Origin of the sequence: Neolewinella aurantiaca, assembly GCF_008014675.1 — a bacterium.
Classification (GTDB): domain Bacteria; phylum Bacteroidota; class Bacteroidia; order Chitinophagales; family Saprospiraceae; genus Neolewinella; species Neolewinella aurantiaca.
In genome coordinates this window covers 1-25,560 of the sequence record NZ_VOXD01000032.1, presented here as the reverse complement: position 1 = coordinate 25,560, position 25,560 = coordinate 1, and the positions used below count along the sequence as shown (strand labels likewise).

At 53.1% G+C, this 25,560-nt stretch carries 22 protein-coding genes; 14 read left to right on the top strand and 8 right to left on the bottom strand.

Annotation, left to right across the window (positions count from 1 at the left end):
- Positions 1-91: 91 nt before the first annotated feature.
- Together FUA23_RS17550 and FUA23_RS17545 are read left to right on the top strand one after the other, a co-directional pair.
- Positions 92-1,126 carry an NAD(P)/FAD-dependent oxidoreductase gene (locus FUA23_RS17550; protein ID WP_147932069.1) on the top strand — a complete coding sequence of 345 codons (1,035 nt, stop codon included), beginning with the start codon at positions 92-94 and terminating at the stop codon, positions 1,124-1,126.
- Positions 1,127-1,233: 107 nt separating this feature from the next.
- Entirely contained in the window at positions 1,234-1,743 is a 510-nt protein-coding gene (locus FUA23_RS17545) for a Uma2 family endonuclease (protein WP_147932068.1), read from the top strand.
- Positions 1,744-1,767: 24 nt separating this feature from the next.
- On the opposite strand, the gene FUA23_RS17540 is transcribed toward FUA23_RS17545, so the two are convergent.
- Positions 1,768-3,126, bottom strand: a complete 1,359-nt coding sequence (locus FUA23_RS17540; protein WP_147932067.1) for a lytic transglycosylase domain-containing protein — start codon at positions 3,124-3,126, stop codon at positions 1,768-1,770.
- 108 nt (positions 3,127-3,234) lie between these two features.
- On the bottom strand, positions 3,235-3,969 hold the full coding sequence (locus FUA23_RS17535; RefSeq protein WP_246144325.1) for a YdeI/OmpD-associated family protein: 735 nt from the start codon (positions 3,967-3,969) through the stop codon (positions 3,235-3,237).
- A 252-nt stretch (positions 3,970-4,221) separates the two neighbouring features.
- Here FUA23_RS17535 and FUA23_RS17530 point away from each other — a divergent pair, with 252 nt between their 5' ends.
- From FUA23_RS17530 to mscL, 8 genes are all read left to right on the top strand, one after another.
- Positions 4,222-5,304: a hypothetical protein gene (locus FUA23_RS17530; RefSeq protein WP_147932066.1), complete on the top strand. Its 1,083-nt coding sequence runs from the start codon at positions 4,222-4,224 to the stop codon at positions 5,302-5,304.
- Positions 5,301-6,308: a vWA domain-containing protein gene (locus tag FUA23_RS17525; RefSeq protein ID WP_147932065.1), complete on the top strand. Its 1,008-nt coding sequence runs from the start codon at positions 5,301-5,303 to the stop codon at positions 6,306-6,308. The genes FUA23_RS17530 and FUA23_RS17525 overlap by 4 nt, the downstream gene beginning before the upstream one ends.
- Before the next feature lie 72 nt (positions 6,309-6,380).
- A complete protein-coding gene (locus FUA23_RS17520) occupies positions 6,381-6,923 on the top strand; it encodes a hypothetical protein (protein ID WP_147932064.1) in 543 nt (180 codons plus the stop codon).
- A gap of 225 nt (positions 6,924-7,148) precedes the next feature.
- Positions 7,149-8,174: a vWA domain-containing protein gene (locus FUA23_RS17515; RefSeq protein WP_147932063.1), complete on the top strand. Its 1,026-nt coding sequence runs from the start codon at positions 7,149-7,151 to the stop codon at positions 8,172-8,174.
- A gap of 129 nt (positions 8,175-8,303) precedes the next feature.
- Entirely contained in the window at positions 8,304-9,095 is a 792-nt protein-coding gene (locus FUA23_RS17510; RefSeq protein ID WP_147932062.1) for a tetratricopeptide repeat protein, read from the top strand.
- Positions 9,096-9,227: 132 nt separating this feature from the next.
- Positions 9,228-10,973 (top strand): BatD family protein, encoded by a 1,746-nt coding sequence (locus FUA23_RS17505; RefSeq protein WP_147932061.1) that lies wholly within the window; start codon positions 9,228-9,230, stop codon positions 10,971-10,973.
- Positions 10,974-11,174: 201 nt separating this feature from the next.
- Positions 11,175-12,158 carry a DUF6427 family protein gene (locus FUA23_RS17500; RefSeq protein WP_147932060.1) on the top strand — a complete coding sequence of 328 codons (984 nt, stop codon included), beginning with the start codon at positions 11,175-11,177 and terminating at the stop codon, positions 12,156-12,158.
- 118 nt (positions 12,159-12,276) lie between these two features.
- Positions 12,277-12,711 (top strand): large-conductance mechanosensitive channel protein MscL, encoded by a 435-nt coding sequence (gene mscL / locus FUA23_RS17495; protein WP_147932059.1) that lies wholly within the window; start codon positions 12,277-12,279, stop codon positions 12,709-12,711.
- Between the two features lie 90 nt (positions 12,712-12,801).
- Here the strand turns inward: mscL and FUA23_RS17490 are convergent, their stop codons facing one another.
- The 6 genes from FUA23_RS17490 to FUA23_RS17465 form a co-directional block, all read right to left on the bottom strand.
- On the bottom strand, positions 12,802-14,385 hold the full coding sequence (locus tag FUA23_RS17490) for an NAD(P)/FAD-dependent oxidoreductase (RefSeq protein ID WP_147932058.1): 1,584 nt from the start codon (positions 14,383-14,385) through the stop codon (positions 12,802-12,804).
- 313 nt (positions 14,386-14,698) lie between these two features.
- Positions 14,699-15,118, bottom strand: a complete 420-nt coding sequence (locus FUA23_RS17485) for a hypothetical protein (RefSeq protein ID WP_147932057.1) — start codon at positions 15,116-15,118, stop codon at positions 14,699-14,701.
- A 213-nt stretch (positions 15,119-15,331) separates the two neighbouring features.
- Entirely contained in the window at positions 15,332-17,206 is a 1,875-nt protein-coding gene (locus FUA23_RS17480; protein WP_147932056.1) for a cation:proton antiporter, read from the bottom strand.
- A 71-nt stretch (positions 17,207-17,277) separates the two neighbouring features.
- Entirely contained in the window at positions 17,278-17,589 is a 312-nt protein-coding gene (locus FUA23_RS17475) for a YbaB/EbfC family nucleoid-associated protein (RefSeq protein ID WP_147932055.1), read from the bottom strand.
- 1,937 nt (positions 17,590-19,526) lie between these two features.
- The gene (locus tag FUA23_RS17470) at positions 19,527-20,573 is read right to left on the bottom strand and encodes a M20/M25/M40 family metallo-hydrolase (RefSeq protein WP_147932054.1); all 1,047 of its coding nucleotides are present in this window, start codon (positions 20,571-20,573) and stop codon (positions 19,527-19,529) included.
- A 13-nt stretch (positions 20,574-20,586) separates the two neighbouring features.
- A complete protein-coding gene (locus FUA23_RS17465; protein WP_147932053.1) occupies positions 20,587-21,468 on the bottom strand; it encodes a nuclear transport factor 2 family protein in 882 nt (293 codons plus the stop codon).
- 89 nt (positions 21,469-21,557) lie between these two features.
- On the opposite strand from FUA23_RS17465, the gene FUA23_RS17460 reads away from it, so the two are divergent.
- The 4 genes from FUA23_RS17460 to FUA23_RS17445 all read left to right on the top strand — a co-directional run bounded on the left by FUA23_RS17460 (position 21,558) and on the right by FUA23_RS17445 (position 25,360).
- A complete protein-coding gene (locus FUA23_RS17460; protein WP_147932052.1) occupies positions 21,558-22,334 on the top strand; it encodes an ISAs1 family transposase in 777 nt (258 codons plus the stop codon).
- A 71-nt stretch (positions 22,335-22,405) separates the two neighbouring features.
- Positions 22,406-23,689 (top strand): DNA cytosine methyltransferase, encoded by a 1,284-nt coding sequence (locus FUA23_RS17455; RefSeq protein ID WP_147932051.1) that lies wholly within the window; start codon positions 22,406-22,408, stop codon positions 23,687-23,689.
- A complete protein-coding gene (locus FUA23_RS17450) occupies positions 23,667-24,893 on the top strand; it encodes a hypothetical protein (protein WP_147932050.1) in 1,227 nt (408 codons plus the stop codon). The genes FUA23_RS17455 and FUA23_RS17450 overlap by 23 nt, the downstream gene beginning before the upstream one ends.
- A gap of 2 nt (positions 24,894-24,895) precedes the next feature.
- On the top strand, positions 24,896-25,360 hold the full coding sequence (locus FUA23_RS17445; RefSeq protein ID WP_147932049.1) for a hypothetical protein: 465 nt from the start codon (positions 24,896-24,898) through the stop codon (positions 25,358-25,360).
- The last annotated feature ends 200 nt before the right edge of the window (positions 25,361-25,560 follow it).

Below are 25,560 nucleotides of genomic sequence, written 5' to 3'. Positions count from 1 at the left end.
CAATACCCACTATCTACTACCTTCTACCCACTGGCCCAAAACCCAAAAGAATCAGAACCGTTTTAACTCCAACAATTAAAATTAATACCCCGTGATCCAAACAGACATCCTCATAATCGGCGCAGGCCCCGTTGGCTTATTTACCGTATTTGAAGCAGGACTGCTGAAGCTCCGTTGTCACCTGATCGACAGCCTCGGGCAACCCGGCGGCCAGCTGACGGAGATTTACCCAAAAAAGCCGATCTATGATATCCCCGGTTACCCCAGCGTGCTGGCCGGAGAGTTGGTAGATAACCTGATGGAACAGATCAAACCCTTCAACCCCGGTTTCACCCTGGGTGAAAGTGCTCAAACCATCGAAAAGGTGGGGGAGAAGATGTACCAGGTGACGACGTCGAAAGGCACCGTTCATCAGGCTCCCGTTATCATGATTGCCGGAGGGCTCGGTGTATTCACCCCCCGCAAACCCCCAATCCCGGGTATCGCTGATTTCGAGGACAAAGGCGTTGCTTACGTAATCCGTGATCCGGAAGTTTACCGCGATAAGAAGGTGCTACTGGCCGGTGGCGGTGACTCTGCTCTCGACTGGACGATCTTCCTCGCCGACGTAGCTAAAGAGGTAACCCTCGTGCACCGCCGTGACTCCTTCCGGGGAGCCCTCGACAGCGTCGAGAAGGTAATGGAACTCGCCGAAGCAGGAAAAATCAATCTGTTGACCAACGCTCAGGCCGTTGGCATCTCTGGCAACGACCACGTGGAAGGAATCACCGTGAAGCACAAATCCGGAGAGGAGGAACTCGTTGAAGTCGAGGAATTCATTCCACTCTTTGGCCTCGCGCCCAAGCTCGGCCCGATTGCCGACTGGGGACTTCAGGTAAACAAGAACGCTATCGTGGTTGATACCCGTGATTACAGCACCGGCATCGAAGGCATCTACGCCATCGGCGACATCAACCACTACGAAGGAAAGTTGAAGCTGATCCTCTGTGGTTTCCACGAAGGAACGATTGCGGTGCAGTCTGCCTTCAGCTACATCTACCCCGATAAGAAGCTCAGCTTCAAGTACACTACCGTAAACGGAGTCGAGGGATTGCCTAAAGAGGAAGCGGAGACTGCTACGGCATAACGCAGATAAAATCCTTATCTTTGGATCATGACCAAGTTTGTTTCAGAAGCATCAAACTTTGAATTCCGATGGAGCCTTGAGCGCTACCATCAGGCAATTGAATTGGGGTGCTGACGGAATTGGACAAGGTCGAATTACTCGTTGGAAAAATAATTGCAAAGATGCCGGTAGGAGAACATCACGCGGACGTCCTGTCCAACATCGCAGATTTCTTTTACCAAAGACTTGGCACGAAGTACAAATTCAGGGCGCAAAGTCCGGTTACGCTTCCGAATGACTCTGAACCGGAGCCAGGCTTTGCCGTTGTTGTCCGCCGTAAGTACAATCGCACAACCGGGCATCCAAAGCCCGAGGATATTTTACTGCTTATTGAGGTAGCGGATTCTACCCTGCAGTACGATCGTAGCCAAAAGGCAGAAGCTTATGCATTAGCAGGAGTGAAAGAATATTGGATAATCAATATTCCAGAGCGTCAGGTTGAACTGTACCTCAAGCCTAGTGAAAAAAAGGGACTTTACCGCACACTTTCGGTATATGAATCCGGATCGCAATTCACGAGCCCGTTTTGTGGGGAGGTAAATGTGGACGAAGTTTTACCGGATACAGAAGAAGAATAGCTTTCTGGAAAGAACCAGTAGACCCTAAAACCAGGACTTGAGGATATCTCCGAGTCCTGGTTTTCTTTTTTCGGTTTTAACCGCTGGCTGCACCTCCGGAAGACCGTTGACCCGGTTCCGGTTCGGAATTCTCACCGGCGCGGCGGGAAGCATATCCACCTGTGGTGCTGCTGCGGGAGTGTCACGGTCGCGCGGATCGAAAGGGAGGTACTCGCTTACATTATAAAACACGACCTCGTCGAAAAGTGCAAGGCTGTCGAATTCGCCGCGGTTGCTCCAGATGGCAAGTTGATCTACCGGAATGCGAAAACTTCCGGCAACCTGCCGCAGGGTCGTGTCCTGGCTTCCGACCGTGGTGCGGTACTGGCTGTAATAGCGCTCGCTTGTCAACTCTCCTTTATGAAGGCGCGGGCTGGTCCAGGGAAGGTCCGCGTCGGTTTCGGGCGCGTCCGCAGGATGCAGGGTGAGGTAGCTGCGCATGGCGGGCATCACCCGTTTGGGAAGCCTCAGGCGGTGGCCGCCAGGTAACCCGGGCAGGTAACCTTTCAGGTACTGGGCGTTGAGCTCGATCACAACGTCGGGCCTCAGGCCCGTCACCTGAATTACGCGGTGCAGGCTCAGCCTGCGCTCTACCGTGATGGCTTCGGTAATCTGTAAGTCAAGGTCCATTTGTCCGGCGGGGACGTCGTGCAGGTGGTGGAAAGCCATCACGTAGGCCGCCGCAATGATGTTGGGCAGGTAGTTGCGCGTCTCCCGCGGCAGAAAGCGGCGGATTTGCCAGTAGTTTTTGTCCCGGCCTCCGGCCTTGCGCAGGGCTTTGTTTACGTTGCCGGGGCCGCAATTGTATGCAGCCAGCGCCAGGGCCCAGTCCTCGTAGCGCTCGTACTGGATCTGGAGGTACTCCAGCCCGGCGGCGCAGCCGAGTTCGGGGTCGAGGCGCTCATCGAGTATTTCATCGACGACAAGACCGTGCTCGCGGGCAGTCCCCGGCATTAGTTGCCACAGCCCTCCGGCTCCGGCGTGGCTGGTAGCGTAGGGCCGCAGTGCGCTTTCCTGAATGGTAACGTATTTGAGGCCAAGGGGCATTCCCTTCGCCGCCAGTTGCTCTTCGAAGATGGGGAAGAAGCGGGCAGAACGGGCCAACACGCGGCCGGTAGCGTGGCTCCAGTTGCCGACGTAGTTCTCGATCCGACGGCGTACCGCTTTATCGAAGCGGTGCTCCATGATCGACTGGTCGAAGAGGGCGAGGCGGGCCTTCACCAACGAATCTGCAGTTTCCATGATGTAAGTTACCTGCGCTTCAACGGGCGTTTCGGCCCGAACTGTAAGGACGGGGAGCAGCAGCAGAAAAAGTAAATAGGTAAACTGTTTGGAAAGATTCAAAGCCGGGGAGGGGGGATAATTCACGGGCTAAGATAGGGGATGGGGCGCAGAACGGGCATTTGCCAGCTTTCAGGGGGAGAAGAATGACCGGGATTACCCGACCGGCCGCTACGCAAAATTAGGAGGACGCTTCCCCTGCTCTGCGTGCTCAGCTATGGTTTTTATCCGTTTGTCCCGCGTATCCTTGCGCTTGGCCAGAACTATCCAGGAGAGCATCACTTTTCGTTTCGATTTGCTGAGACTCAGGAAAAAAGCTTCTGATCCCGGCCGGGTCTTGAACGCAGCAGCAAGATCATCCGGAATAATCAGGGCTTCCACCTGGTCAAGGATTGTCCACGATCCATTCTCTTTGGCGACAGCGATGCTTTTGGCCCCTGCTTCCATCATCCGTTTTTCCTGAATCAATTTGGTTACAGCTTCTTTATTGACCCGGGACCAGGTGCTTCCGGGTTTTCGTTTGCTAAAGTACTGGATGTATCGTTCTTTGTCGAGCGTCTTCTTTACGCTGTCGATCCAGCCGAAGCAGAGCGCCTCTTCCACGGCCTGGCTCCAGGTGATAGTGCACTTCCCAGTGGATACTTTGTAAAATATCACCCAGACGAAGTCGCGGGACACATGATTCTCTTCTAACCAGTTTCGCCAGTCGTGTTGGCTTGAAGGCGTATAGCGGTCCGGGTCGTTGTCGTTCATTTTTATTATTTCGTCGTGAAAGGGATAGTGTAAGTTATTGAAATTATGGGATCGGGCCGAAAGCTCTGCCCGGCAGTCTTTAGGCTGTTGCTCGTTATGCTTTAGCGTGAAAAAAATAACGATCAGGCCGGCGCGGTCAAACCTGTTCTCCATTAATCTTCCGGGCTTCAGCCGGAAAACGGCAGCCTGAAGGCTGCCGAACGGTATTGTTAGCTAATAATCGCTAAAAGCGCTTGCCCCGGAGGCCTCGGGGAGGAAGGGTTTTGTCCGGTACCTTACGGGCAAAGTACAAATCTTACCCGCTGGCAGAATACCTTTTGGTTGCGGAACAATTTGGCCACGTCATTTTTCATTAAGTTTGCATCTCAAGCTAAAGAACCAAAATACCAACGAACCAAGCCCTCCGTGCCCCAAAGACTATTACTCCTACTGATCTTCCTGGCAACCGGCCTCGCCGCCCAGCAGAGTACCAATGAGCAAGTCCTTGCCCGGGCAGAGCTGGGCCGTAAAACCATTGAGTTGGGCGATCAGATCTGGCTTACGGTTAATATTTCCGCACCTCCGGGAACGGACGTTACCGGCATGGCTCCCGATTACATTGACGGACTCGAGGGATTAGAAACCATCGATGCCAAAGAGCTGAATGTAGTTGCCGAAAATCCGGAGCTCTTGCTCCAGCAACGTTTCCTGATCACGAGTTTCGATACCGGCTACATCGCTGTGCCGCCGCTGCCCTTCGTCTTTAAAGCTGCCGACGGACGCCTGGACACTGCCTACACCAACGATCTGCTCCTGACGGTAAACGCGCTTCCCGTAGGCGACGACGAAGAGATCATGCCCATCAAGCCTATCATTGAAGAGCCGTTGAATCTTTTAGATTTCTGGTGGCTCTTCCTGTTGCTCATCGTGGCCGGGTTGGGGTACATCCTCTACACCATCCAGAAGCGTCGCAAAGCGGATGCGCCACCACCGCCACCGCCGCCACCGGCTTACCTCGTCGCTCTGGATGCGCTGAAAGAACTAGAGGGTAAGGAGCTCTGGCAACAAAGCCAAACCAAGGAATACTACTCCGAGCTTACGCACATTCTCCGTGAATACCTCGAAGGCCGTTTCAACGTACAGGCCCTGGAGATGACGACCCGCCAGATCACCGATAAACTGAGCAAGCGCAACGATTTCGATAAAGGCAGGGCCAAAGAACTGAGTAATCTGCTGCAGATTTCTGATCTGGTGAAGTTCGCCAAGGCACGCCCCGCGGTGGAATTGCACGCAGAGAGTCTGGACCGGGTACGCGCCTTTGTGAAAGAAACCGGCATTGAGCCAGAGCCAGCTCCCGAACCCGAACCCAATATGGTAGCGGTTGTTGCTCCGGCAACCTCGCCTGCACCTGCGGCCGCGCCTGATGATTCAAACAACTCTGATACCTCCAATGTCTCTCCTCTTCCGGGGAAAGGGACCGGGGGAGAGGGCAACAACGAAGAAGAATGATAGACTGGTGGAATCAATTCGAGTTCGTCTTTCCCTGGCTGCTGCCTTTACTGGTGGTGCCGCCGCTGATTTGGTACTGGCGTTTCCGGAAAACGCGCGACCAGGAGGTAAGCCTGCGCCTGCCAAGCACAAAATCTATCGCCGGGCTCAGTAGCTGGCGGAGCACCGTTCGTCCGTTCTTACCCATTTTGCGGGTTGCGGCTCTTTCTGCTCTGATCATCGCTCTGGCTCGTCCAAGACTGGACCTGAGCGAAGAGTCCGTCACCGCGGAAGGAATCGATATCGTGCTTACGATGGATCTTTCTACCAGTATGGGAGCGACCGATTTCATACCTAACCGCCTGGAAGTAGCCAAGCAGGTTGCCCGCGAGTTTGTATCCCGCCGGGAATTTGATCGTATCGGTCTGGTTGTTTACGCCGGAGAAGCTTACACCAAATCTCCACTGACGGTCGATAAAGACATCATCGACCGTTTTATTGCTGAGCTTGAAATGGGGGAAATTACCGACGGTACCGCCATCGGAACCGGTCTTGCCACGGCTGTAAACCGGCTCAAAGACAGTGATGTGGCCAGTAAAATTATCATCCTCCTTACCGATGGCGAGAACAATCAGGGATACCACAGCCCGGAGCTGGCCGCGGAGCTGGCCAAAGAATTCGGCATCCGGGTTTACACGATCGGCGTAGGCAGCGGTCAGGAAACTTTGATGCCCAGCAGCCCGCTGGGCGGCGGGCGTTACACCTTCAAGCCTACCCGGGGTACGGTAGACGACAAACTGCTCGCTTACATCGCCGAAACCACCAACGGTCGTTACTTCCGTGCCCGCGACGAAGAAGAGCTGGCTTCCATCTACGATTATATTGACGAACTGGAGAAGACCGAAATTGAAACGACCGTGTTCAAGCGGTACGAAGAACAATTCGGCCGGTTCCTGCTCATCGGCCTGGGGCTCCTGTTACTGGAAACCGTTTTGCGGTACACGGTGTTACGGACAGTACCATAGTGACAATGTTCGGGTGTACCGGAACAAAGGAAAATGCCCAGCGAGTCACTTCTGCCAACGAATCAATGAATTATGATAAGCGAAGCCCGTACCCAACTCCGAAAAGTCTATGACCTGATGGTGCTTGAAGGCCGCCCGGGCTACGAACAGGTAGGGTTTGGAGAAGAGACCTTTGCCGAATTGCTCACCTTTCTGGGCATGGTGCCCCGCGAGAAAATCACGGAACTGATCTATAAGCTGAGCGAGGGAATACCGGCTGTTAAAGTAGCAGAACTGTACAACGTTTTGTGCTGGAGCGCCGAAAACCGGGGCGGCATTGCACTGGAAGAAATCCAGGAGTGGTTCTACTCGAAGCAGGCCCGGCGGGTTGAGATCGCGCTGCAGGTAGACATCTTCCCGAGTAACAGCATGCAGGAATCACAACGGATACTCGAAGAGATCGAAAAGAAGTTCCGCCACCTGAGGCACCTTTGTGCGGCGCTGCGCCGGGAAGTCGATCACCGGTTGGCCGAGGAGGAAAGTTGGGCGAAATACCGGCGGGATACCTTCGCGATGCCGAAGGAGATGACGCCTTCGATCATGGGAATCATAAAGGACATAAAAGGAGTTAAGTAAGCGTTGTATCGTCTCGCGCGGTAAATTCTCACCATAAGGCGCGTACGCGGGATACAAAACAGGTTGGAAGGCATAGGGCACAGGCCTTCAAGCACCTCCTCTCCCGCGGTAACGTTAGGGACTGAACGCCTGCCGCACGATTGCTCCTCTAAATTGCTGCGCCAAAAGCGCTCAACCCGTATCTTGCAACCTGAACCCTGCAATCTGCATACTGCAATCATCTAAATGTTTCGCTTACAAAACCCCGAATACCTCTATTTGCTTCTGGTCGTCCCCGTCCTGATCGGCCTGTTTTTGTGGTACTGGAACCGACGCCGTGCCGCGCTAGATCGTTTTGCCGACCGGGAATTGATCGAACAACTCGCTCCGGGAATGAACCGGCGCCTGCCCTGGACCAAGTTCATCCTTCTGGTACTCGCCATCCCTTTACTCTCCGTTGCGATGACCAACCCTCAGTGGGCGGCCGAGCGGCAGGAAGTAAAACGCAGAGGCATCGATGTAGTCGTAGCGCTGGATGTATCTAACTCCATGCTGGCCGAAGACGTTCAGCCCAGCCGGATGGAACGGGCGCGCTACTTCGCCACGACACTGGTCGACGAACTCGTTGGCAACAACATCGGTGTAGAACTCTTTACGTGCACCTCACTGATGCAGGCGCCGCTCACGACGGATTACGCTTTCATCAAGTCGGTGATCTCCGCAGCGGGGCCTTACCAGATTTCTGCTCAGGGAACTAACCTCGGCGAAGCAATTGACCGAGCCGAGGAGGCTTACGAAGACGAGAGCGCCAACCACCGTGCCCTCATCATCATCTCCGACGGAGAAGACCACGACGGCAGCGCAGCCGCGGCGGCAAGCCGCGCCAACGACGCCGGGCTTCTGATCTACACCATCGGTGTAGGTAAGCAGGAGGGGAGCTTTATGCCTGTGGAGCTGGCCAATGGCCGCAGAGATTATGTCCGCCAGAACGGCGGAGGGCCCGCAACCACCAATGCCGATCCCGCCACGCTGGAGGCCATCGCATCTGCTGGCGGCGGAAGCTACTTCCCACTCTCGGGCGACAGCAAGAACCTGGCCGAAGCCATCAGGGCCAAGGTCGACCGAATCGAAAAACAAGAGTTCGAGAGCCAATCTTTTTCTACCTACGACAGTTATTTCTACTGGTTCCTCGCTCCGGCGATCCTCCTGCTGCTGTTCGAGTTTGCACTCGGGCGCAAAGACCGCAAACGAGCCGCGGAACTTGAAATCTAGGTGTCAGAGCGCGGCGATCAGGCTGCCGCACGGCCCGCTCCAAAACTGAAGTTTTTGCTCCGTGTTTGAGCCTGATCTTTGAACTCCAACAACTGAACCCCGATTTCTGAACCCTGACATCCGAATAAAATGCGCTACTTACTCATATTGCTGCTAACGCTTGCCTCCCTGGCCACAATCGAAGCCCAAACGAGCCACCGTGCCCTGCGCAACGGGAACAAGGCGTATAAGGACAAGAACTTCGAAGAAGCAAAATCGGAGTACAACCGCGCCCTCGAATCCGACAACTCGGCCAAGGGGAATTACAACCTCGGCAACGCGCTCTACGAGGGCGGCGACTACGAGGAAGCAGCCAAGAAGTACGAAGAAGCCGCCAGCCTGAGCAAAGACCCGACGATTACTTCAAGTGCCTACCGAAACCTGGGCGACGCACACTACCGTCAGGAAAACTACCAGGAGAGCGTAGAAGCGTACAAACAAAGCCTGCGCATCAACCCGGAAGACAAAGAGACGAAGTACAACCTGAGTAAAGCCATCCGTCGGCTGCAACAACAGCAACAGCAGGAAAATCAAGAAGGGCAGGAAGGTGACCCTCAGGACCAGAACCAGGAGAACGATCAGCAGCAACAAGGTCAGGGTAACCCGCAGCAAGGAGACAGCGATCAGCAGAACGAAAGCGATCAGCAACAAGAACAACAGGACCAGCAACAGCAAGACGGCAATCCGCAGGAGCAGAAAGACCAGGAACAACAGCAACAGGCAGGGCAAAACGGAGAGTCTACCGCTAACCGTAACCAGCCGAAGATGAGCCGTGAGGAAGCCGAACGGCAACTCGGAATTGCCGAAGAGGCAGAAAAGGAAACAATGAAAAAACTGCAACAAGGAGCCCGCTCCGGATGCAAAGACGGAAAAGACTGGTAATACCGGGTAGCAATCTCGACCAATCACCGAAAACTTCCCCGCCCCGGACAACCTCAACTCTGATTAAGAGTTGCCCCAACGAACCAACGAACCAACGAACCAACGAACCAACGAACCAACGAACCAACTTTGATGCGACCATTCTTTGCTCTTCTAATCGTACTCTGCACCTGCGTTGGCGCCCCGAAACTGGCCGCTCAGCATCAGGACATCACTTTTGTCGCGGAAGTGAGCAAAACGAAAATGCTGCAAAACAGCACGCTGGAGTTCAAACTCACGCTCAACAACGCCCAGGGCAATGAGCTGACCCCGCCGAAATTCGACAACTTCATTGTCCTGCGCGGGCCCATGCGCTCGCTCGGAACCTCGATCATCAACGGTGTGGGGACGAGTTACCTGAGCTACAGCTGGCAATTGCAACCTAAGCGTACGGGCAAGCTGGCCATTGGCCCCGCTTCCATCCGCGCCAGCGGGCGCACGTACCGGACCAATTCGAAATCGGTAGATGTACTCGAAGTAGACGACGCTGCAGCAGCGGGAACGCCCGATGATTTTCTGCGCGCAGAGCTAACCACCGACACGGCTTTTGTTGGCCAGCAGATCATCCTGAACCTCAACCTTTACTCCACCACCAACATCATTTCCCGTAACCTGGTGCAGGAGCCCAGCTACGATGGTTTCTACGCTCAGCCCCGCCGGCAATACGACGGCCGGCCCCGTTCGATCATCGAGAACGGGCGCGAATACCAGCGGCGGACCTTACTGAGCATCGCTTTGTTTCCCACCAAGAGCGGGCGCATTACCATCACGCCGTACCGGATGGTGCTGGGCGCTTTGCGGTACCGCGGCAACAGCAGTTACTCCCGGAGATTTACCGAACAAATCCCGCTGAACACCGATACGATATACGTAGACGTCAGCGAATTGCCGCAGCCGCGGCCAGACAATTTCAGCGGCGGAGTAGGTGAATACCGCATGCAAGTACAGGCCGATCGTGACCGAATGACGACCGACGACGCCCTTACCCTGAGGATTACGGTGACCGGTGAAGGCGATATAGAAAGGCTGGAAACCTTCCCCCCGGTGAGTGAAGCAGACTGGAACATCTACGACCCGGACATCATCTCCGAAGAATTCCTGGACAGTCCTACGGGGATGCTGGGACGTAAAATATTCGAATACAAGGTGGTGCCCAAACGGGCCGGCGTCTACAACCTGCGCCCCGAAATGCATTACTTCGACGTCGACAGTGCGCGCTACGTCGTGCACGCACCAACAAACTTCAACATCACGGTCGCCGCGGGATCGGGTAACACCACCTACGAAATCGATACCACCACCACCGAAGAGGCTAAGCTCAGTCTGTTGCCCGTAACCGATCTGCCCGCGGGCAGAACCTACGGTAGCAGCCTGCCCGGGCAGCCGCTTTACTGGGGGCTTTTCCTGCTGCCTTTGTTGTTCGCCGGAGGGCTCATCGGGTGGCAGCGCTACCGTTCCCACCTGGACAACCGCGACCCCGTGGAACTCGCCCGCGAACGCGCAGCGCGGGCTGCGAAGGAACGCTTGAAGTCGGCCAAAATTCACCTCGACAAGGTAGAGCCCCGGGCTTTCTACGATGCGATCGAAGGCTCACTACTGGGGTATCTACGGGATAAGTTCCAGCTGCCGGTAGCGGACCTCACCCGGCGCAACATCCGGGAAAAACTGACCTCCGCCGGTGCAAGCGCGACCCTCACCGACCGGTACGATCAGCTGCTCCAACGTTGCGAAATGGCCCTGTATGCCGGCCAGGATAAAGCCGATGACCTCGCGGCAGCGTATAAGACCGCAACGGAGCTGATTGCTGACACTGAGCGCCAAACAAGCGGAGAGTTTTAGAACAGACTACGGGAATACCCTCTTTCGGCAACGTTTTTAGGCAGTTATGAACGGATTTCTCCTGAAATTCTTTTTACAGGTGCGTTTCAAGATTACCTTAGGGCCCGTTAGAGAATCCAACAGCTGAATTCAAGCGGCCAATCGTCCGCCGGATGCGGATTCTCTGGTAAGCCCTCTATTTGCTTCAACCTCTTTCTCATCTTGCTTTCTCTTTTTCGTACCAATCAGGCCTCTGCGGGGCTATTACTGTTTTTTTATGCTTTGCTGTTGCAGCTTCCGGCCTTCTTTGGTACTCCGGATGCGGCGGGAGCGGAGGTAATCAGTGGTACGGCCGGAAGGACGGTAGTTGGCTGGCTGGAAGGCAAAAGGTGGCTGTCGTTGTTGCTGCCCGTCCTGCTGGTTACCATGCAGGGTATCGTCGCCAACATGCTGGTTACCCGGTATCGGTTGTCGCGTAAGGTGACTCAGTTTCCTGGGCTTTTTATCGTACTCTGCTGGGGCCTGATACCTGCTTTCCGGGAGTTACAATCGTTCCACTTCGCGAATCTTTTTCTGATGCTGGGGCTTTTGTCTCTGGCGAGTGTGTACAAGAAAGAAGAAGCCGCTGTGCCCCTGTTCAACGCCGGGGCGTGGTTGGGGCTGGCTTCGCTGTTCGTTCCCCTCTATCTCTGCCTGTTGCCCGCGCTGATCATCGGGGTGGGGACGTTACGGCGGCCCGATCTCCGCAGCATCATGCAACTTTTGGTAGGTGGAGGCCTCATGTACTTTCTGGGCTTTACGATAGCTTATATCTTCGGGAACTGGGAAGGAGTACCGGCAAGAAATTTCTCGGGGCTCCGGTTTGTCGAATTTACCGGGATCGAAGCGTCCTCATTGCCGGGGCTGATCGCTCTGGGGGTGCTGCTGTTGGTGGTGATGGGGTCGTACGGGAATATAGTACGGTTGTTGAACATCGAGGGGAAGAAGAACTCGGGCATCATCGCCTGGGTATTGTTTTTCGGCGCCTTGAGCTTATTGCTCAGTAGCGTGGGGTTGTTGCCGGCTTTACAGGTGCTGGTGTGCCCGCTGGGCCTGCTGGTTGGCCTGCGGTTCATTCTTTTACCGTCGGGCAGGGCTGAGTTTTTTCACCTCATCCTGTTCGTTTTGGCGGTTGGTCCTTTGCTGTGGCGGGCCTTCGGAGGTTAACTTTTGCTGGTCGGGCGCGGGCGCAGGTGCAATGCGGACGGACTTAAAGAGCAGGGCTTGCTAACAAACAGTCTCCGCCTTCCGTTGGAGAGGATATAACCAGTCTCTTACCCAACTTATGAGCAAGTTCTTACAGGAGTTCAAAAACTTTGCCGTCAAGGGCAATATGGTCGACCTGGCCATCGGTGTCGTCATCGGTGCGGCATTCAACAAAATCGTTGATGTACTCGTCAAAAAAATCATCACACCTCCCCTGGGCTACCTCACCGCAGGGGTGGATCTGACCGATATGGAACTGGTGCTGAAGGAGCCTGTAACCGCCGCCGACGGAACGGTGACGGACCCCGGAGTAGTGATCGGTTACGGTTTCTTCCTGGAGGCCATGGTCGATTTCCTGATTGTGGCCCTGACGCTGTTTTTCGTGATCAAGGTAATCAACCAACTAAAAGAGAAAGCCGAGGACGAGAAAAACGCCACAGTGCCAACCCCTAAGGATATCCAGCTCCTGTCTGACATCAGAGACGAAATGCGGAAGATGAACAGCAGCAAATAACTGGAAGCCGGTTTCTGATGTAGCCTACTGTACGGTTTCAGGTTGCTGCACTACCTGATGTCCTGGCTGATGTGCCTGATCTCACGCCGTTCACTTACTATCACCAACGAGTACTGCCGCAACGGCCTTCGCTACGTTCTGCCCGTCCATGGCCGCACTCAGGATGCCGCCGGCAAAGCCGGCGCCTTCACCGCAGGGATAGAGACTCGGCAGGTCGGGATGCTGGTAACTGGCCCGGTCGCGGGGGATACGGACCGGGCTTGAAGTCCGGCTTTCGGTACCGATCACGTTGGCTTCCTCGGTGTAGTACCCGCGCATCTTGCGGCCAAAGTCCTGTACGCCTTGCTGCAGGCGGCTGAAGATGGACTGCGGAAGCAACTGATGAAGAGGAGCCGGGAATAAACCGGGAATGTAACTCGTGTCGGGTAGGTCTTTGGAGGTTTTACTCTTCGTGAAGTCCGTTATGCGGGAAGCCGGGGCCGCCTGGCTGCCGTTGCCGGCACGGAACATCCGCTGCTCTACATCTTTCTGAAACTCAAGGCCGGCAAAGACCCCGTGTTTAGCGTAAGGCTTTAGGTCTTCGAGTTCCACCGCAACAACGGTTCCCGAGTTGGCGTAGGGGCTGTCGCGACGCGAAAGGCTCATGCCGTTCACAACGATCTCGCCGGGGGCCGTGGCGGCAGGTACAACCAAGCCGCCGGGACACATACAAAAACTGAAAACGCCCCGGCCTTTTACCTGAGTAACGAGTTTATAACTGCTGGCCGGGAGGTTCTCCTCCCGCTCCGGTTGGCGGTACTGGATGCGGTCGATGAGCGGTTGCGGGTGCTCGATGCGGACCCCGAGGGCGAACGGCTTGGCCTCGAGCCGTACGTTGTGGCGGTGCAGCAGCTCGTACACATCGCGGGCCGAGTGGCCCGTCGCAATAATGTAAGCTTTGGCTGTCAGGCGGTAGGTCTCTCCTTTTTCGTCGAGGATAACCAGCGCCTGGATGTCGTTCTGGTCCCGTTCCAACTCTGTCATGCGGTGCCCGAAGCGAATCTCTCCGCCGCACTTCAGGATGGTTTCGCGCATATTAGCAACTACCTGCGGTAGTTTGTTGGAGCCGATGTGGGGATGGGCATCGATCAGGATTTCTGACTGAGCGCCGTGCTCTACGAGAATGTTGAGCGACTTCTGGTAATTACCCCGTTTCAGGCTGCGGGTGTAGAGTTTTCCGTCGGAATAGGTGCCAGCTCCGCCTTCTCCGAAGCAATAGTTGGAGTCGGGGTCTACCTCCCCGAACTGCTGAATGGCGCGCAGGGAGCGCCGCCGGGCCTGTACATCTTTACCCCGCTCAATGATGATCGGTTTCAGGCCGAGTTCGATTAGCTCCAGGGCTGCAAACATGCCGGCCGGACCACACCCGATGATCACGACGGCGGGCTTATCGGAAACATCGCCGTAGGCATCCATGACGGGAGCTTCCGGGGTGATGGTCTCCTGCGGGCCGAGAACGCTTACCCGCATCCGGAATACGGGGCGGGCGCTACGTGCGTCGATACTCCGGCGCTCGACAATGATTTCGCCCACATCGGCGGATGGCAGAGGTCCCTGACGAAGTACCGCCCGGCGCAGGGCGTCCTGGTCGTGTAAATCGGCTGGGGGAAGTTTGATCTCGAAGGTAGTTGGCATAAGCTGCAAAGATACTGAACCCCGTGTGTACAACAATGGTCCTTTCGGAGCCGCGTCAGGGCTATCGCAAGCTCCTGCGTCGCAATCGCTTTTGATTGGCGATACGCACACTCGAGGACCGATTGCTTTTGCGATAGAGGGGCAGCCTGAAGGCTGCCGAACCGGTGTTGTCGGCTTTGTCGCTTGTGGGGCCGATTGCTTTTGCGGCGCAGGGGCAGCCTGAAGGCTGCCGAACCGGTGTTGTCGGCTTTGTCGCTTGTGGGGCCGATTGCTTTTGCGGCGCAGGGGCAGCCTGAAGGCTGCCGAACAGGCGTTACCGGCTTTGTCGCTTGTAGGTCCGGTCTCCTGATTCGGAGAAATCTTCGGGCATATAGACGACGATGCTGACGGTCTCGGATGTGGAGAACTCAGTACCCTGAACGACGCGGCGTTGCTTATCGACACTTTCCAGGACCAACTGGTCTCCGGAAACCTGCTCGGCCAGGTCCCAGCGTTTTTTGCCGAGGAAGAACTTCAGGATGTGGGGCTCGCCGTTGTTGAGCTTAACGCTGGTTTCGATCAGGATGTCGTCTCCCGGCCAGCTCTTGATTTCGAGCTGGTCATCTTTGTAGACATCGAAACTGATCTGGTTGATGTCGTCGAGATCGACGGTTTTGTGGTAGATGTCGGCCGGGTCCTGTGCAAAGGAAAGCGCGGCGCAGGCCAGAATGGCCAGGGTTAGCAGAAAGCGCATGAGAGGAGAGTTGGTTAGACGGGGAATTTCAGGTTTTAAGGTGTTGCTCACAGTTGTAACCATTTAACGTCCCTGCCTTGCTCCTTGTTGTTCTCCGCCTTGCACCTGCGGCCGCGCCCCCACGACAAATGTGAGTTTTTCGCATTCCTGCGGTCGGGAATTGTAGCCGTCAGGAACGGTTACGCCCAACGTTCAGAACGGATTCTGCTGGCTTTACGCCTCCTTCTCTGCTTCGGTCGCCTGCGGAGTGTCGTCTGAAGTGGCCAGTGCATTACCGAGGCAAACGAGCTGCCAGATGGCACCGGTATCGAAGTTCAGCTCGCCCGGGTTTTCGGGGATTACCTGCAGCTGCCCGTCGGGCTGCTTGAGGAAAATTGGCGCGATGTCGATGTTCGTAGCGGCCTGCGCCAGCATCTCCTGCAGTTGCCCGGCCGTAGTGAACGGGAATTCGCGGATGGTAGCAGACTCGCGGTTGGATTCGCTCAGGTTGATGAAATCTTCGGTGTAGCTGAAGACGCGCTCGTCGGAAGGCTCCGTCCGGCCTTTCAGCTCATCGCCGGTAACGAGCCGGTAAGCTCCGCTTTCGCCGAATATTTTCTCGTAGCGATTGAGGGCGTAGGTGTTCACGTCGTCGTTGCTGGTGAAGGCCAGCAGGTAGCCTACGTCGAGCAGCTCGTACAGGTCGGCCAGTTCGGTGTTGTAGATGTTGGCTACGATGCCTTCCAGGCCGGCTTTCTTCGCTTTGGCGATATGGTTGGGGTTGGAATCCACAAGGTGGACCATCCGGCCGTGGTCTTTGAGGTATTTACCGATGGTGATGGCAAAACCGTTGGCACCCAGAATGAGTACGCCATCCGATACATCCTGTACCACGCCGAGGAGGCGGGCGACCAACCGGGCGGTTGTAGCGTTGAGCAAAACGGTACCAAGCACAATCATGAAGACCAGCGGAGTGATGTATTCTGCCCCGGGAACTCCCTTATCGGCCAGTGTAAGCCCAAAAAGAGAGGCAATACCCGCCGCCACGATGCCACGCGGACCAACCCAGCTGATGAAAAGCTTCTCCTGAAAGTTGAGGTTACCGCCGTAGGTGCTTACGAACACACTCAACGGCCGCAGCACGAGACCCACGAAGCCGAAAAGTGCAATCGGCCGCCAATCTTCGTAGAGCAATTGAAGCTCAGTAATGTCGATGTTGGCCGCCAGCAGAATGAAGAGGATGGAGATGAGCAGAACACTCAGGCTTTCCTTGAAGTAAAGGATCTCTTCGATCCTCGGGACGTCCTTATTGGCCAGTACGAGGCCCATAACGACCACCGAGAGTAAGCCCGATTCGTGGGCAGCCATGTCGCTACCCACAAAGATCATCAGCACGTAGGCCAGCACAAATACGTTGAGCAGGTAGTGGGGAACGAGCTCTTTTTTGAGGATGTGGAAAAGAGCAATCCCCGCCGAAAAACCGAAAGTGCCGCCAATGATCACGATCTGAAGGAAGGTGCCGAAAGCATGAACGGTGTACTCCGCTCCGTGCCCCGCGGAGTTAATGAACTCGAATACGAGTACGGCCACCAAAGCACCGATAGGGTCAATTAGGATGCCTTCCCACTTCAGTACCGTAGCTACGTTGCGGTTCAGGGGGATGTTCTGCAAAATAGGCGCAATAACGGTAGGACCGGTGACGATGATGAGCCCGGCAAAAAGAAAACTGATGCTCCAGCTGAGCTCCATCAGGAAGTGCGCGGCGAAGCCCGCGCCAACAAAAGTGATCAGGCTACCGATCGAAATCAGCCGCAGGATGGTGCGCTGGGTTTCCTTTACTTCCTTCACCTTGAGCGTGAGCCCACCCTCGAACAAGATGATGCCGATGGCAAGGCTGACGAAGTAAAACAGGGATTTCCCCGGGAAAAGACCGGACTCTCCGTTAAAAATCGGGTTGATGAGTTTAGAGCCGTCGGCCGTAAACAAGGTGGAAATCGGCCCTACGAGCAGACCGACCACGATCAACGGTAGAATGGCAGGCAGGCGAACGCGCCAGGCCAACCACTGAGCGAAGATTCCGAGAACAATAATTCCGGCTAATTCCTGCATAGATTATTGGTAGAAGCACCCCGGGGCGCTAACTCAAGCTGAAAACGGCTTTCCGAAAATGGGTGAAGTGACTATCCGCCAAAAAGGCCGCCAAGGCCGCCCGGCAGCATACTGTTCATCATGTTGCCCGCCTGGCCCTGCTCGTACTCGGCAGCTTTCTCCAAAACGCGGTTGGTGGCTACAACGATCAGGTCTTCGAGGCCTTCGGCATCTTCAGGGTCGAGCAGCTCCGGGTCAATTTTGACGTTGGTGATCTCGCGGGCACCAGTGCACGTCACCGTAACGGCACCACCACCGGCTTCGGCAGTGAAGGTCTGGGCTTCGAGCTGCTTCTTCATCTGCTCCTGCATCTCCTGCATCTGGTTCATCATGTCTCCGAACATAGGTGTGTATTTTGGTAATGAACCATAAAAATGATTAGAAGGGGCTTTTAGTTCGCCACCCGCAAAAAGAATGGGGAAGCCGAACGTTTAGTCCGGCTTCCCCATTTTCGTAAACAGCCTGTAAAACAAAACTACTAGTGAGAATAAAGTGAGGCTGTAGAATCTTTCATCATCAAAACTGTTAGGCAAACGGTTGGAATAAACAGAACGCTGCCTGTGCGCAAAAATAAATCTAAAAAAAGAATACTGGCTCCGGAGGACGATGAAGGTCTGTGGATATGAAGTTATGACGGCAGCTGGACAGCTTTGCTCGCTACCGCTCGTAACCTCATCCCCAGCCCTTCTCCGAAGGAGAAGGGGGCTAGTGAAAACGCTTCGCGTTTTAGGGCTGGACAGCTGTTGGCGGTGGCTATGGTTTCGAGCTGGAGGCTTAAAATCGAATCTTATGCGTTAACCCTTGTTCCCGACCCCTTTTGCTGTGCAGTTTCTGTAAGGTGAGGTCAAAAGGGTGTTCCGTCTATGGATATGAAGTCATGATGGTGTCTGAATAGCTTTGCTCGCTGTCGCTCGTAACCTCATCCCCAGCCCTTCTCCGAAGGAGAAGGGGGCTAGTGAAAACGCTTCGCGTTTTGGGTTGGACAGCTGTTGGCGGTAGCTATGGTTTCGAGCTGGAGGCTTAAAATCGAATCTTATGTGTTAACCCTGTTTCCGGCCCCTTTTGCTGTGCAGTTTCTGTGAGGTGAGGTCAAAAGGGTGTTCCGTCTGTGGATATGAAGTCATGATGGTGTCTGAGCTGCTTTGCTCGCTGCCGCTCGTAACCTCATCCCCAGCCCTTCTCCGAAGGAGAAGGGAGCTAGTGAAAACGCTCCGCGTTTTGGGCTGGACAACTGTTGGCGGTGGCTATGGTTTCGGGCTGGAGGCTTAAAATCGAATGTGTTAACCCTGTTTCCGGCCCCTTTTGCTGTGCAGTTTCTGTGAGGTGAGGTCAAAAGGGTGTTTCGTCTGTGGATATGAAGTCATAATGGTGTCTGAGCTGCTTTGCTCGCTGCCGCTCGTAACCTCATCCCCAGCCCTTCTCCGAAGGAGAAGGGGGCTAGTGAAAACGCTCCGCGTTTTAGTTTGCAAGCTGTTGACGGTGGCTATGGTTTCGGGCTGGAGGCTTAAAATCGAATGTGTTAACCCTGTTTCCGGCCCCTTTTGCTGTGCAGTTTCTGTGAGGTGAGGTCAAAAGGGTGTTCCGTCTGTGGATATGAAGTCATGATGGCAGCTGGACTGCTTTGCTCGCTGCCGCTCGTAACCTCATCCCCAGCCCTTCTCCGAAGGAGAAGGGAGCTGGTGAAAACGCTTCGCGTTTTGGGGTTAAGATCGTTGGTCTGTTTTATCGGCAGATTACACACCTTTTGCTTAAGCTCCTGAGGAGGCTGAGCTTTGCCTGAGGGTTATATGGGAACCAAAGTAGTTTCAAATGAAATCCAAGGCTTTAACTCCCGATTGTCGGCCTTGGCACCGGCAGGGAAAATTGTCTGGGGCCAGAGCTGCCTGAAATCGTAGCGAACCATTGTAATACACCACATTACTCTACATTTTGGCTCCCTCTCCGCTGAGCCTTAGGCGAAGCCTGTTGGAGAGGGCGGGGGGAGAGGGGGAAAATCAAAATGTAGAGTAGTATTGTAATACACCACATTACTCTACATTTTTGGCTCCCTCTCCGCTGAGCCTTAGGCGAAGCTTGTTGGAGAGGGCGGGGGGAGAGGGGGGAAAATCAAAATGTAGAGTAGTATTGTAATACACCACATTACTCTACATTTTTGGCTCCCTCTCCGCTGAGCCTTAGGCGAAGCTTGTTGGAGAGGGCGGGGGGAGAGGGGGAAAATCAAAATGTAGAGTAGTATTGTAATACACTCACCACGAAAATAACGGCTGAGCCGCGAATGGCCTCACCAAGCCTCTCGCAACAACGAAGCATACATCTTCCGCCCTGCCTCCACCTCCGCGACGTAGATGAACTCATCCGCCGTATGGCTGCGGGCACTGTCGCCCGGGCCGAGTTTCAGGGTAGGAAAAGGCATCAGCGCCTGATCGGAAAGGGTAGGCGAGCCGTAGGCCTTCGCCTCCGGCCGGACGGCAAGACCCGCGCGCACCAGCGGGTGCGCCGCCGCAATCCCGCTGGACTGCAAGCGCAAACTCCGGGGCGTCAGCACTGCGTGCCGGCAAACGGCCTGCAGTTCGGCCACGGCTTCTTCGTTGCGGTACGCTTCGTTGACCCGCAGATCGATCAGGAAGGTAGCGCGGTCGGGCACCACATTGTGCTGGGTCCCCGAGTTCAGTACGGTGACGTTGGCTGAAGTAGGCCCCAGCAGCTCGCTGGGGCGGGTAAATACGTGGTCGCGGATGGCGGCGATGTCATCCAGTGCCAGGTACAGAGCATTGACGCCCTCTTTGCGGGCGGCGTGGCCGGAAACACCCTGCGCTTCGCCGTCGATGACCACCAGGCCGCGCTCCGCGACGGCGAGGTCGAGCAGCGTGGGCTCGCCCACGATCCCCGCGTCGATGTGGCCCAGCAGCGGCAGCAGCGCGGCGATGCCGTTGGGGCCGCTGATCTCTTCTTCGGCCGTAGCGGCCAGAATGAGGTTGCACCCGAGATCGGGATCGTTCTCCAGCTCAACGAAAGCCGAAATGAGCGACACCAGCGCTCCGCCCGCATCGTTGCTGCCCAAACCGTACAGTTTGCCGTCGATTACCTCTGCTTTGTGCGGGTCGCGGGTGTACCCCGCGGCGGCCTTCACGGTGTCGTGGTGGCTGTTGAGCAAAATCACGGGCTGGCCGTCTTGCCAGTTGCGCGACTTCAACCACACGTTGTTGAGGTGGCGGTTGGGCTTCAGGTCCCGGTTGCGCAGGAAGGCCTCTATTATATCAGCCGTCTGGTCTTCCTTGCGGGAGAGTGAAGGCGTAGAGATCAGTGTTTTCAGAAGTTGTAGGTACATGAGCCGTTTGGTTTTACCGTTCTTTTGTTTTTTCTCCGGTAGCTTTAATCACTTCCTGCACCTTCTCGTTCGGGATCGTCATGCTCAGCGTGTAGTGGGCGATCTTCCAACCATCGGGGCCGGCGCGTTTCACGACGGCGGTGCCGCGGCACGGTCCCATCCAGGTGTCCAGCACTTCGTCCCAGTAAGCGACCTGCTGGTTGGGGTCGTAGAAGATGTGGCGTTCGGTGGCGTGGAAATCCCAGGCTTTGCCGCGGGCAAAGTAGGGCGCGGCGAAGCCGAGGAACTCGGCCTTCGTCCAGTGTTCGCCCTTATCGGTGCCGATGTAGATGGCGTCGTCGGTCAGGGCGTCGAAGAAAGCGGTGGAGTCGGCATCGGCGGCTGCTTTGTGCCAGCCGGTGGCCAGGGCTTCGATGGCCGCGCGGGGTGTTTGCTTGCTCACCGGCTGGCAGTCGCCTTCGGCGTCGCGGCGGGTATCGGTGATGTGGAGGATGCGCCACTGGCCGGCTTCGCCGTCTTTTACCAGTTGGAACGCATTCACGCCGCAGTGGTGCAGCTTACCCTTGAAGTTGAACACGTAGGGCGTCCAGGCGCTGGCCAGGTGACCGTCGATGTTCAGTTCGGTGTAGTTCAGCTCTTCTTCCCAGTCGCCCGCTTCGGCTTTTTGTATGCCCGCAAACCAGCGGTCGATGCTGCCCGAAGAAACCACCGTTTCGCCCGTCGGCTTGGTCACCACGCTGTGCAGGGTCGCATCCGGGTGGAAGTAGGCGCGCATTCCCGTGGTATCGCCGGCCTTCATGGACGCAAAGACCGAATTAATGGTCTGGTTGGGCGTTTCCTGGGCGCGGACGCAGGTGCAAAGCAAAAGGATAAAAGAGCAAAGTATAATGCGCATGAGGACGTGCTGGTTGGTTCGGTAGTGGCTACAAGGTAGGGGTTTTAGGTGGAGGGGCTTTGAAACGGTTGGCGAGCAGTGCTAATCGGATGGACCAGATGAAGCCCCGCAGAGAAGGTGGAGATTACGCTAAGATCGTCGTCAACTGTTTTGCCGCTGCCAGTAGTATAGCCTTAGGTCAAACTGCTGTTGACAGTAAGTCGGGTGAAACGAAGGGTGCTGTACAATTGATTGAAAGTGTTGATGTTAAAGGAAAGTGTATTAGTGGTGATGCCAATTTTTGCAACTTTGACTTGATGGAACTTATCATAAGTAAAGGTGCCGACTATTTGATTGCGCTAAAGGGGCGTAACGGTAAATTACTTGGCGCTGCTAAAGAGGTTTTTGGTGATGAGGCCATAGAAAAAGATGAGTATCAAATTACCGAAACAGGTCATGGTCGCGAAGAGCGCAGAACGTATCGGCTGGTAAACGCCACTCAATTGGACGCCCGAGTCACCTCTCCTTATTCGATGCTGGCCAACGTAATTGAAGTCAGAAGAGAACGACGAATAACTCGAAAAGAAACTGATTTTAGCACTGAAACACATTACTATGTGACGAGTCTAGACAAGGGGATAAACGAAATTGCGATCAAAATCAGACAGCATTGGGCTGTGGAATACAGCCTACATCATGTTCTGGATGTAACCTTTGAAGAGGATGCGAGCAGGATGCGAAAGGGAAATGCGGCGACCAACTTGAGCCTTATTCGAAAAATAGCGATGAATTATCTGATGCCAGGTAAAAGTAAAGCTGGAATCAAGAAGGCGAGAATGCGCGCTGCGTTCTCAGATAAGCGACGATCAGAATTGTTTCAGGTATGATGCGTCAGCCTTGGTGGGCATAGGGGAAGTGTACAACAGTATGTAAGCAAGTTTTTGCATGCAAGAACAATTTGTTTTTTATTTTTAAATTTATTTGTATTTTTGTTGAAAAAATGAAGTATAAATCTATCGTTAGTGTTCTTGAGGTCAACGATACACAGTTATCTTTGTACGAAAATTCAAGCACGAGAATGGTTACTGACAACAAATGGGATAAAGAGGTAGAAGTCGAGAAAAGTTCATACTATTGGAACGGAGATCCTGTACTTCATAAAGGGACCATTCACAACACGTCTAAAAAGCCACTAGTAGTTGAACTCTTCTGTGGTTGTGGTGGTACTTCCGTTGGATTTGAAATGGCAGGCTTCGATGTCGCATTAGGTTGTGATATTCTTAGACCGGCAATCGAAACTTTCAAGCATAATCACCCGAAATCTTCAGCGATTTTGGGTGACATCAAGAAAGTTACACCAGAAATGATTGAAAATCTCCTTGACGGTAAGAAGGTTGATGTACTAGTTGCTGGAGTTCCTTGTCAAGGTTTCTCTTTAAATAATAGGAAAAGAAAGCAAGACGATAACAGGAATTTTTTGTACTTAGAATTTCTCAGGTTTGTGGACTATCTAGAACCAAATTCTATTGTTGTTGAGAATGTATCAGGAATGAAAAGTACTGGTACTTTTTCAGAGGATATAGAAAAGAGTCTTAGTTTAGTGTCAGGGATGAAAGTAACGAGTAAGCTACTCTATGCTCCCGATTACGGAGTACCTCAAAAAAGAACTAGACTAGTTTTTGTGGGAACTAAGTCAAAAGATTTTAGTTTTGATGATATTGTTAAGACTCATGGTCCGACTACGAGTCAAGAATACGTGACAATAGAGCAAGCTATTGGAGATTTACCACCGCTATCTAATGGAGAGGAGAAATTTGAATATGGAAGCAAAGCTACCTCTAAATTTCAGCGGTTGATGAGGAAAAAGAAAGGTAAAAGGCTTGAGAATCATCGATCGCCTAAGCATCCTAAGGCTACAATTTCAAGAATAGGGAATACAGAACCAGGTTCACCAATGTACCCTAAGTTCAAGCAGAGAATAAGACTTTCGTGGGATGGGTTGAGTCCGACTCAAGTGTCGGGCGGCATACGACCTCAATTTCAATTAGGTCATCCTTCTGATCCAAGGGGATTGTCTATAAGAGAAAGATGTAGGATACAAAGCTTCCCAGATCATATAGTTATAAAAGGTGGAACTGTTCAGGCTCGTGTTCAAACAGGAAACGCTGTGCCTCCATTACTGGCAAAAGCTGTAGCTTTAGCGATCAAACAATATCTACATGAGGTTTCGGATCTGGCATAGTGCTCTTCCATTTGCTAAGTTTATTGTCGAGAACACAGACTTAAAGAATTATGAGGTGATGTACAGTAAAATGTACGAGAGTGATGCAAACAACTCTGCTTTTTTTCACACTATGCCTCATCACATCAAAAACATACTCTATTTAGATGCACCTGACGTAATCGTAGAACTCGATCACGAGCCCATTTTCTCTATTGAAGTGAGTTCAGAGGCTGGTACTGGTCATAATGCATTTCAAAGATTTGCAAGACTAGCTGCATCTGTTGAAAATCAAGTGCCAGCATTCTACATCTATCCTGAGGGAGTAATTATTGATAGGAAAGGAGTCCCTAGTAGATGGGATAAAATAAACCCATTAGTGTTTAAGGCTCTGTTGGATGTAATGAAAATTCACAAAATTCCTGCATTGTTATATTATTTTCCGTCTGATTTAAATGATGGAAACGCAATAGAAGATTGCCCAAATAGGGATAAAAAGGGGCTGAAATATGAGCCAGATTTTCAATATGCTGGAAGTCCAGATAGTTCGGATGATGAAATGAATTTGATGTTCAGTACAATGAACGACCTCATTTTATCAATTAAGAAAAAAGGAGTAGTGACTGGACTTGAGGCTTCTCTCGGCTTACGTTCAGTAATGGAACGTAGTACATTCATGAGTAAGGAGTTCAATAGAAAAGGCGGACATGAAAATATGTCTCCTGTAAGTGCTACAGTAAAGGTAGACACATCCTATCTAATTGAATATCTTACCAGAAAGGATGGAATGAACTATCAAATTGGCGAATTGCTTCGGTCTAGGAGCAAGACGGTAATTTATCAAGTTAATGCCAAGTTTAGAGGCGATCCATATCCAGGAGCTTTAGCAGCAATTGACTACTTGATATGTAGAGAAGGTAAATCATTTGAGGAGAGGAAGTATAATCTTGTTTTGGCATGGGGAAGTATAGAGATTAAAAATTATCGCTTAGAGCTTCATAGTGAAAAAGCATCTATAGATGATTTTACAAAAGCTGTTCAGAAGAGCGAGAACAAAAATATTCTTGCTAAATCATTTAAGGAACTAAAAAAATCAGAGATACCTCGATATTATATGCAAGTCAGATATGGATCAACTTACAGTAAGGTAAAACATATCCGAGTATACAGCTACTTTGCTGATGCAATTCTATTTACTGACGGTGCCTTGTGGAGAGATGGGTAATTATGGATGAAGCTGAATTAACTGTTGGAATGCTAAGCCATTTAAGTGATTTGGGCTGGTCAATAGTCTGCTTTGATTTTCCTCAGAGTGGTACGGGCTATGTATTACATAGCAATAAGAAAAGTAAAGATTCAAAAAACGAGAAATCGGTTATACCCGATATAATATCATTTAAAAATGGAGTAGTTCTTTATTTTGAAAATAAAGATAAATTTACTAAGTCAGATTTTGATAAGATTAAACGTATCAAGAATTCTGACGAATATATTGAGTCATTAAGATACTTGCTTCGGAAGTTTGATTGGGTGTCAATATACTATGGGATAGGATTGCCAAAATCAGATAGTAACTTGAGTCGCTCTTTAAATGAACTGCAAAGTGTTGATTTTGTTGCACTTTATGATGGAGTGAAAATAGAGTGCTTTTATAATGATAATATGACGGAATGTTTTGATGGTTTTAAGTGAGATGCCATCAACACTTAAAACTAAAATGTTCCCTCTGTTAGGCTGCGGCCGTGGCCGATTCCGTCCTCTCTCGGAGCACTCTTAGCTGAGTGTATCGCGTCGGGCAGGTGTTGGCGGTTTCCCAGTCGTAGACCTGCTGGTAAGTTACGGTAGTCAGGGCGCGATCGACAAAATCTAGCGAGATGTCGATATGGTATAAC

Coding starts and splice junctions, on each gene's coding strand:
- FUA23_RS17475 (WP_147932055.1), bottom strand. CDS start 17,589: ATGTTCGGAGACATGATGAACCAGATGCAGGAGATGCAGGAGCAGATG.
- mscL (WP_147932059.1), top strand. CDS start 12,277: ATGAGCAAGTTCTTACAGGAGTTCAAAAACTTTGCCGTCAAGGGCAAT.
- FUA23_RS17515 (WP_147932063.1), top strand. CDS start 7,149: ATGTTTCGCTTACAAAACCCCGAATACCTCTATTTGCTTCTGGTCGTC.
- FUA23_RS17535 (WP_246144325.1), bottom strand. CDS start 3,969: ATGGAGAACAGGTTTGACCGCGCCGGCCTGATCGTTATTTTTTTCACG.
- FUA23_RS17485 (WP_147932057.1), bottom strand. CDS start 15,118: ATGCGCTTTCTGCTAACCCTGGCCATTCTGGCCTGCGCCGCGCTTTCC.
- FUA23_RS17460 (WP_147932052.1), top strand. CDS start 21,558: ATGGACCAGATGAAGCCCCGCAGAGAAGGTGGAGATTACGCTAAGATC.
- FUA23_RS17525 (WP_147932065.1), top strand. CDS start 5,301: ATGATAGACTGGTGGAATCAATTCGAGTTCGTCTTTCCCTGGCTGCTG.
- FUA23_RS17505 (WP_147932061.1), top strand. CDS start 9,228: ATGCGACCATTCTTTGCTCTTCTAATCGTACTCTGCACCTGCGTTGGC.
- FUA23_RS17490 (WP_147932058.1), bottom strand. CDS start 14,385: ATGCCAACTACCTTCGAGATCAAACTTCCCCCAGCCGATTTACACGAC.
- FUA23_RS17520 (WP_147932064.1), top strand. CDS start 6,381: ATGATAAGCGAAGCCCGTACCCAACTCCGAAAAGTCTATGACCTGATG.
- FUA23_RS17465 (WP_147932053.1), bottom strand. CDS start 21,468: ATGCGCATTATACTTTGCTCTTTTATCCTTTTGCTTTGCACCTGCGTC.
- FUA23_RS17450 (WP_147932050.1), top strand. CDS start 23,667: ATGAGGTTTCGGATCTGGCATAGTGCTCTTCCATTTGCTAAGTTTATT.
- FUA23_RS17510 (WP_147932062.1), top strand. CDS start 8,304: ATGCGCTACTTACTCATATTGCTGCTAACGCTTGCCTCCCTGGCCACA.
- FUA23_RS17470 (WP_147932054.1), bottom strand. CDS start 20,573: ATGTACCTACAACTTCTGAAAACACTGATCTCTACGCCTTCACTCTCC.
- FUA23_RS17480 (WP_147932056.1), bottom strand. CDS start 17,206: ATGCAGGAATTAGCCGGAATTATTGTTCTCGGAATCTTCGCTCAGTGG.
- FUA23_RS17445 (WP_147932049.1), top strand. CDS start 24,896: ATGGATGAAGCTGAATTAACTGTTGGAATGCTAAGCCATTTAAGTGAT.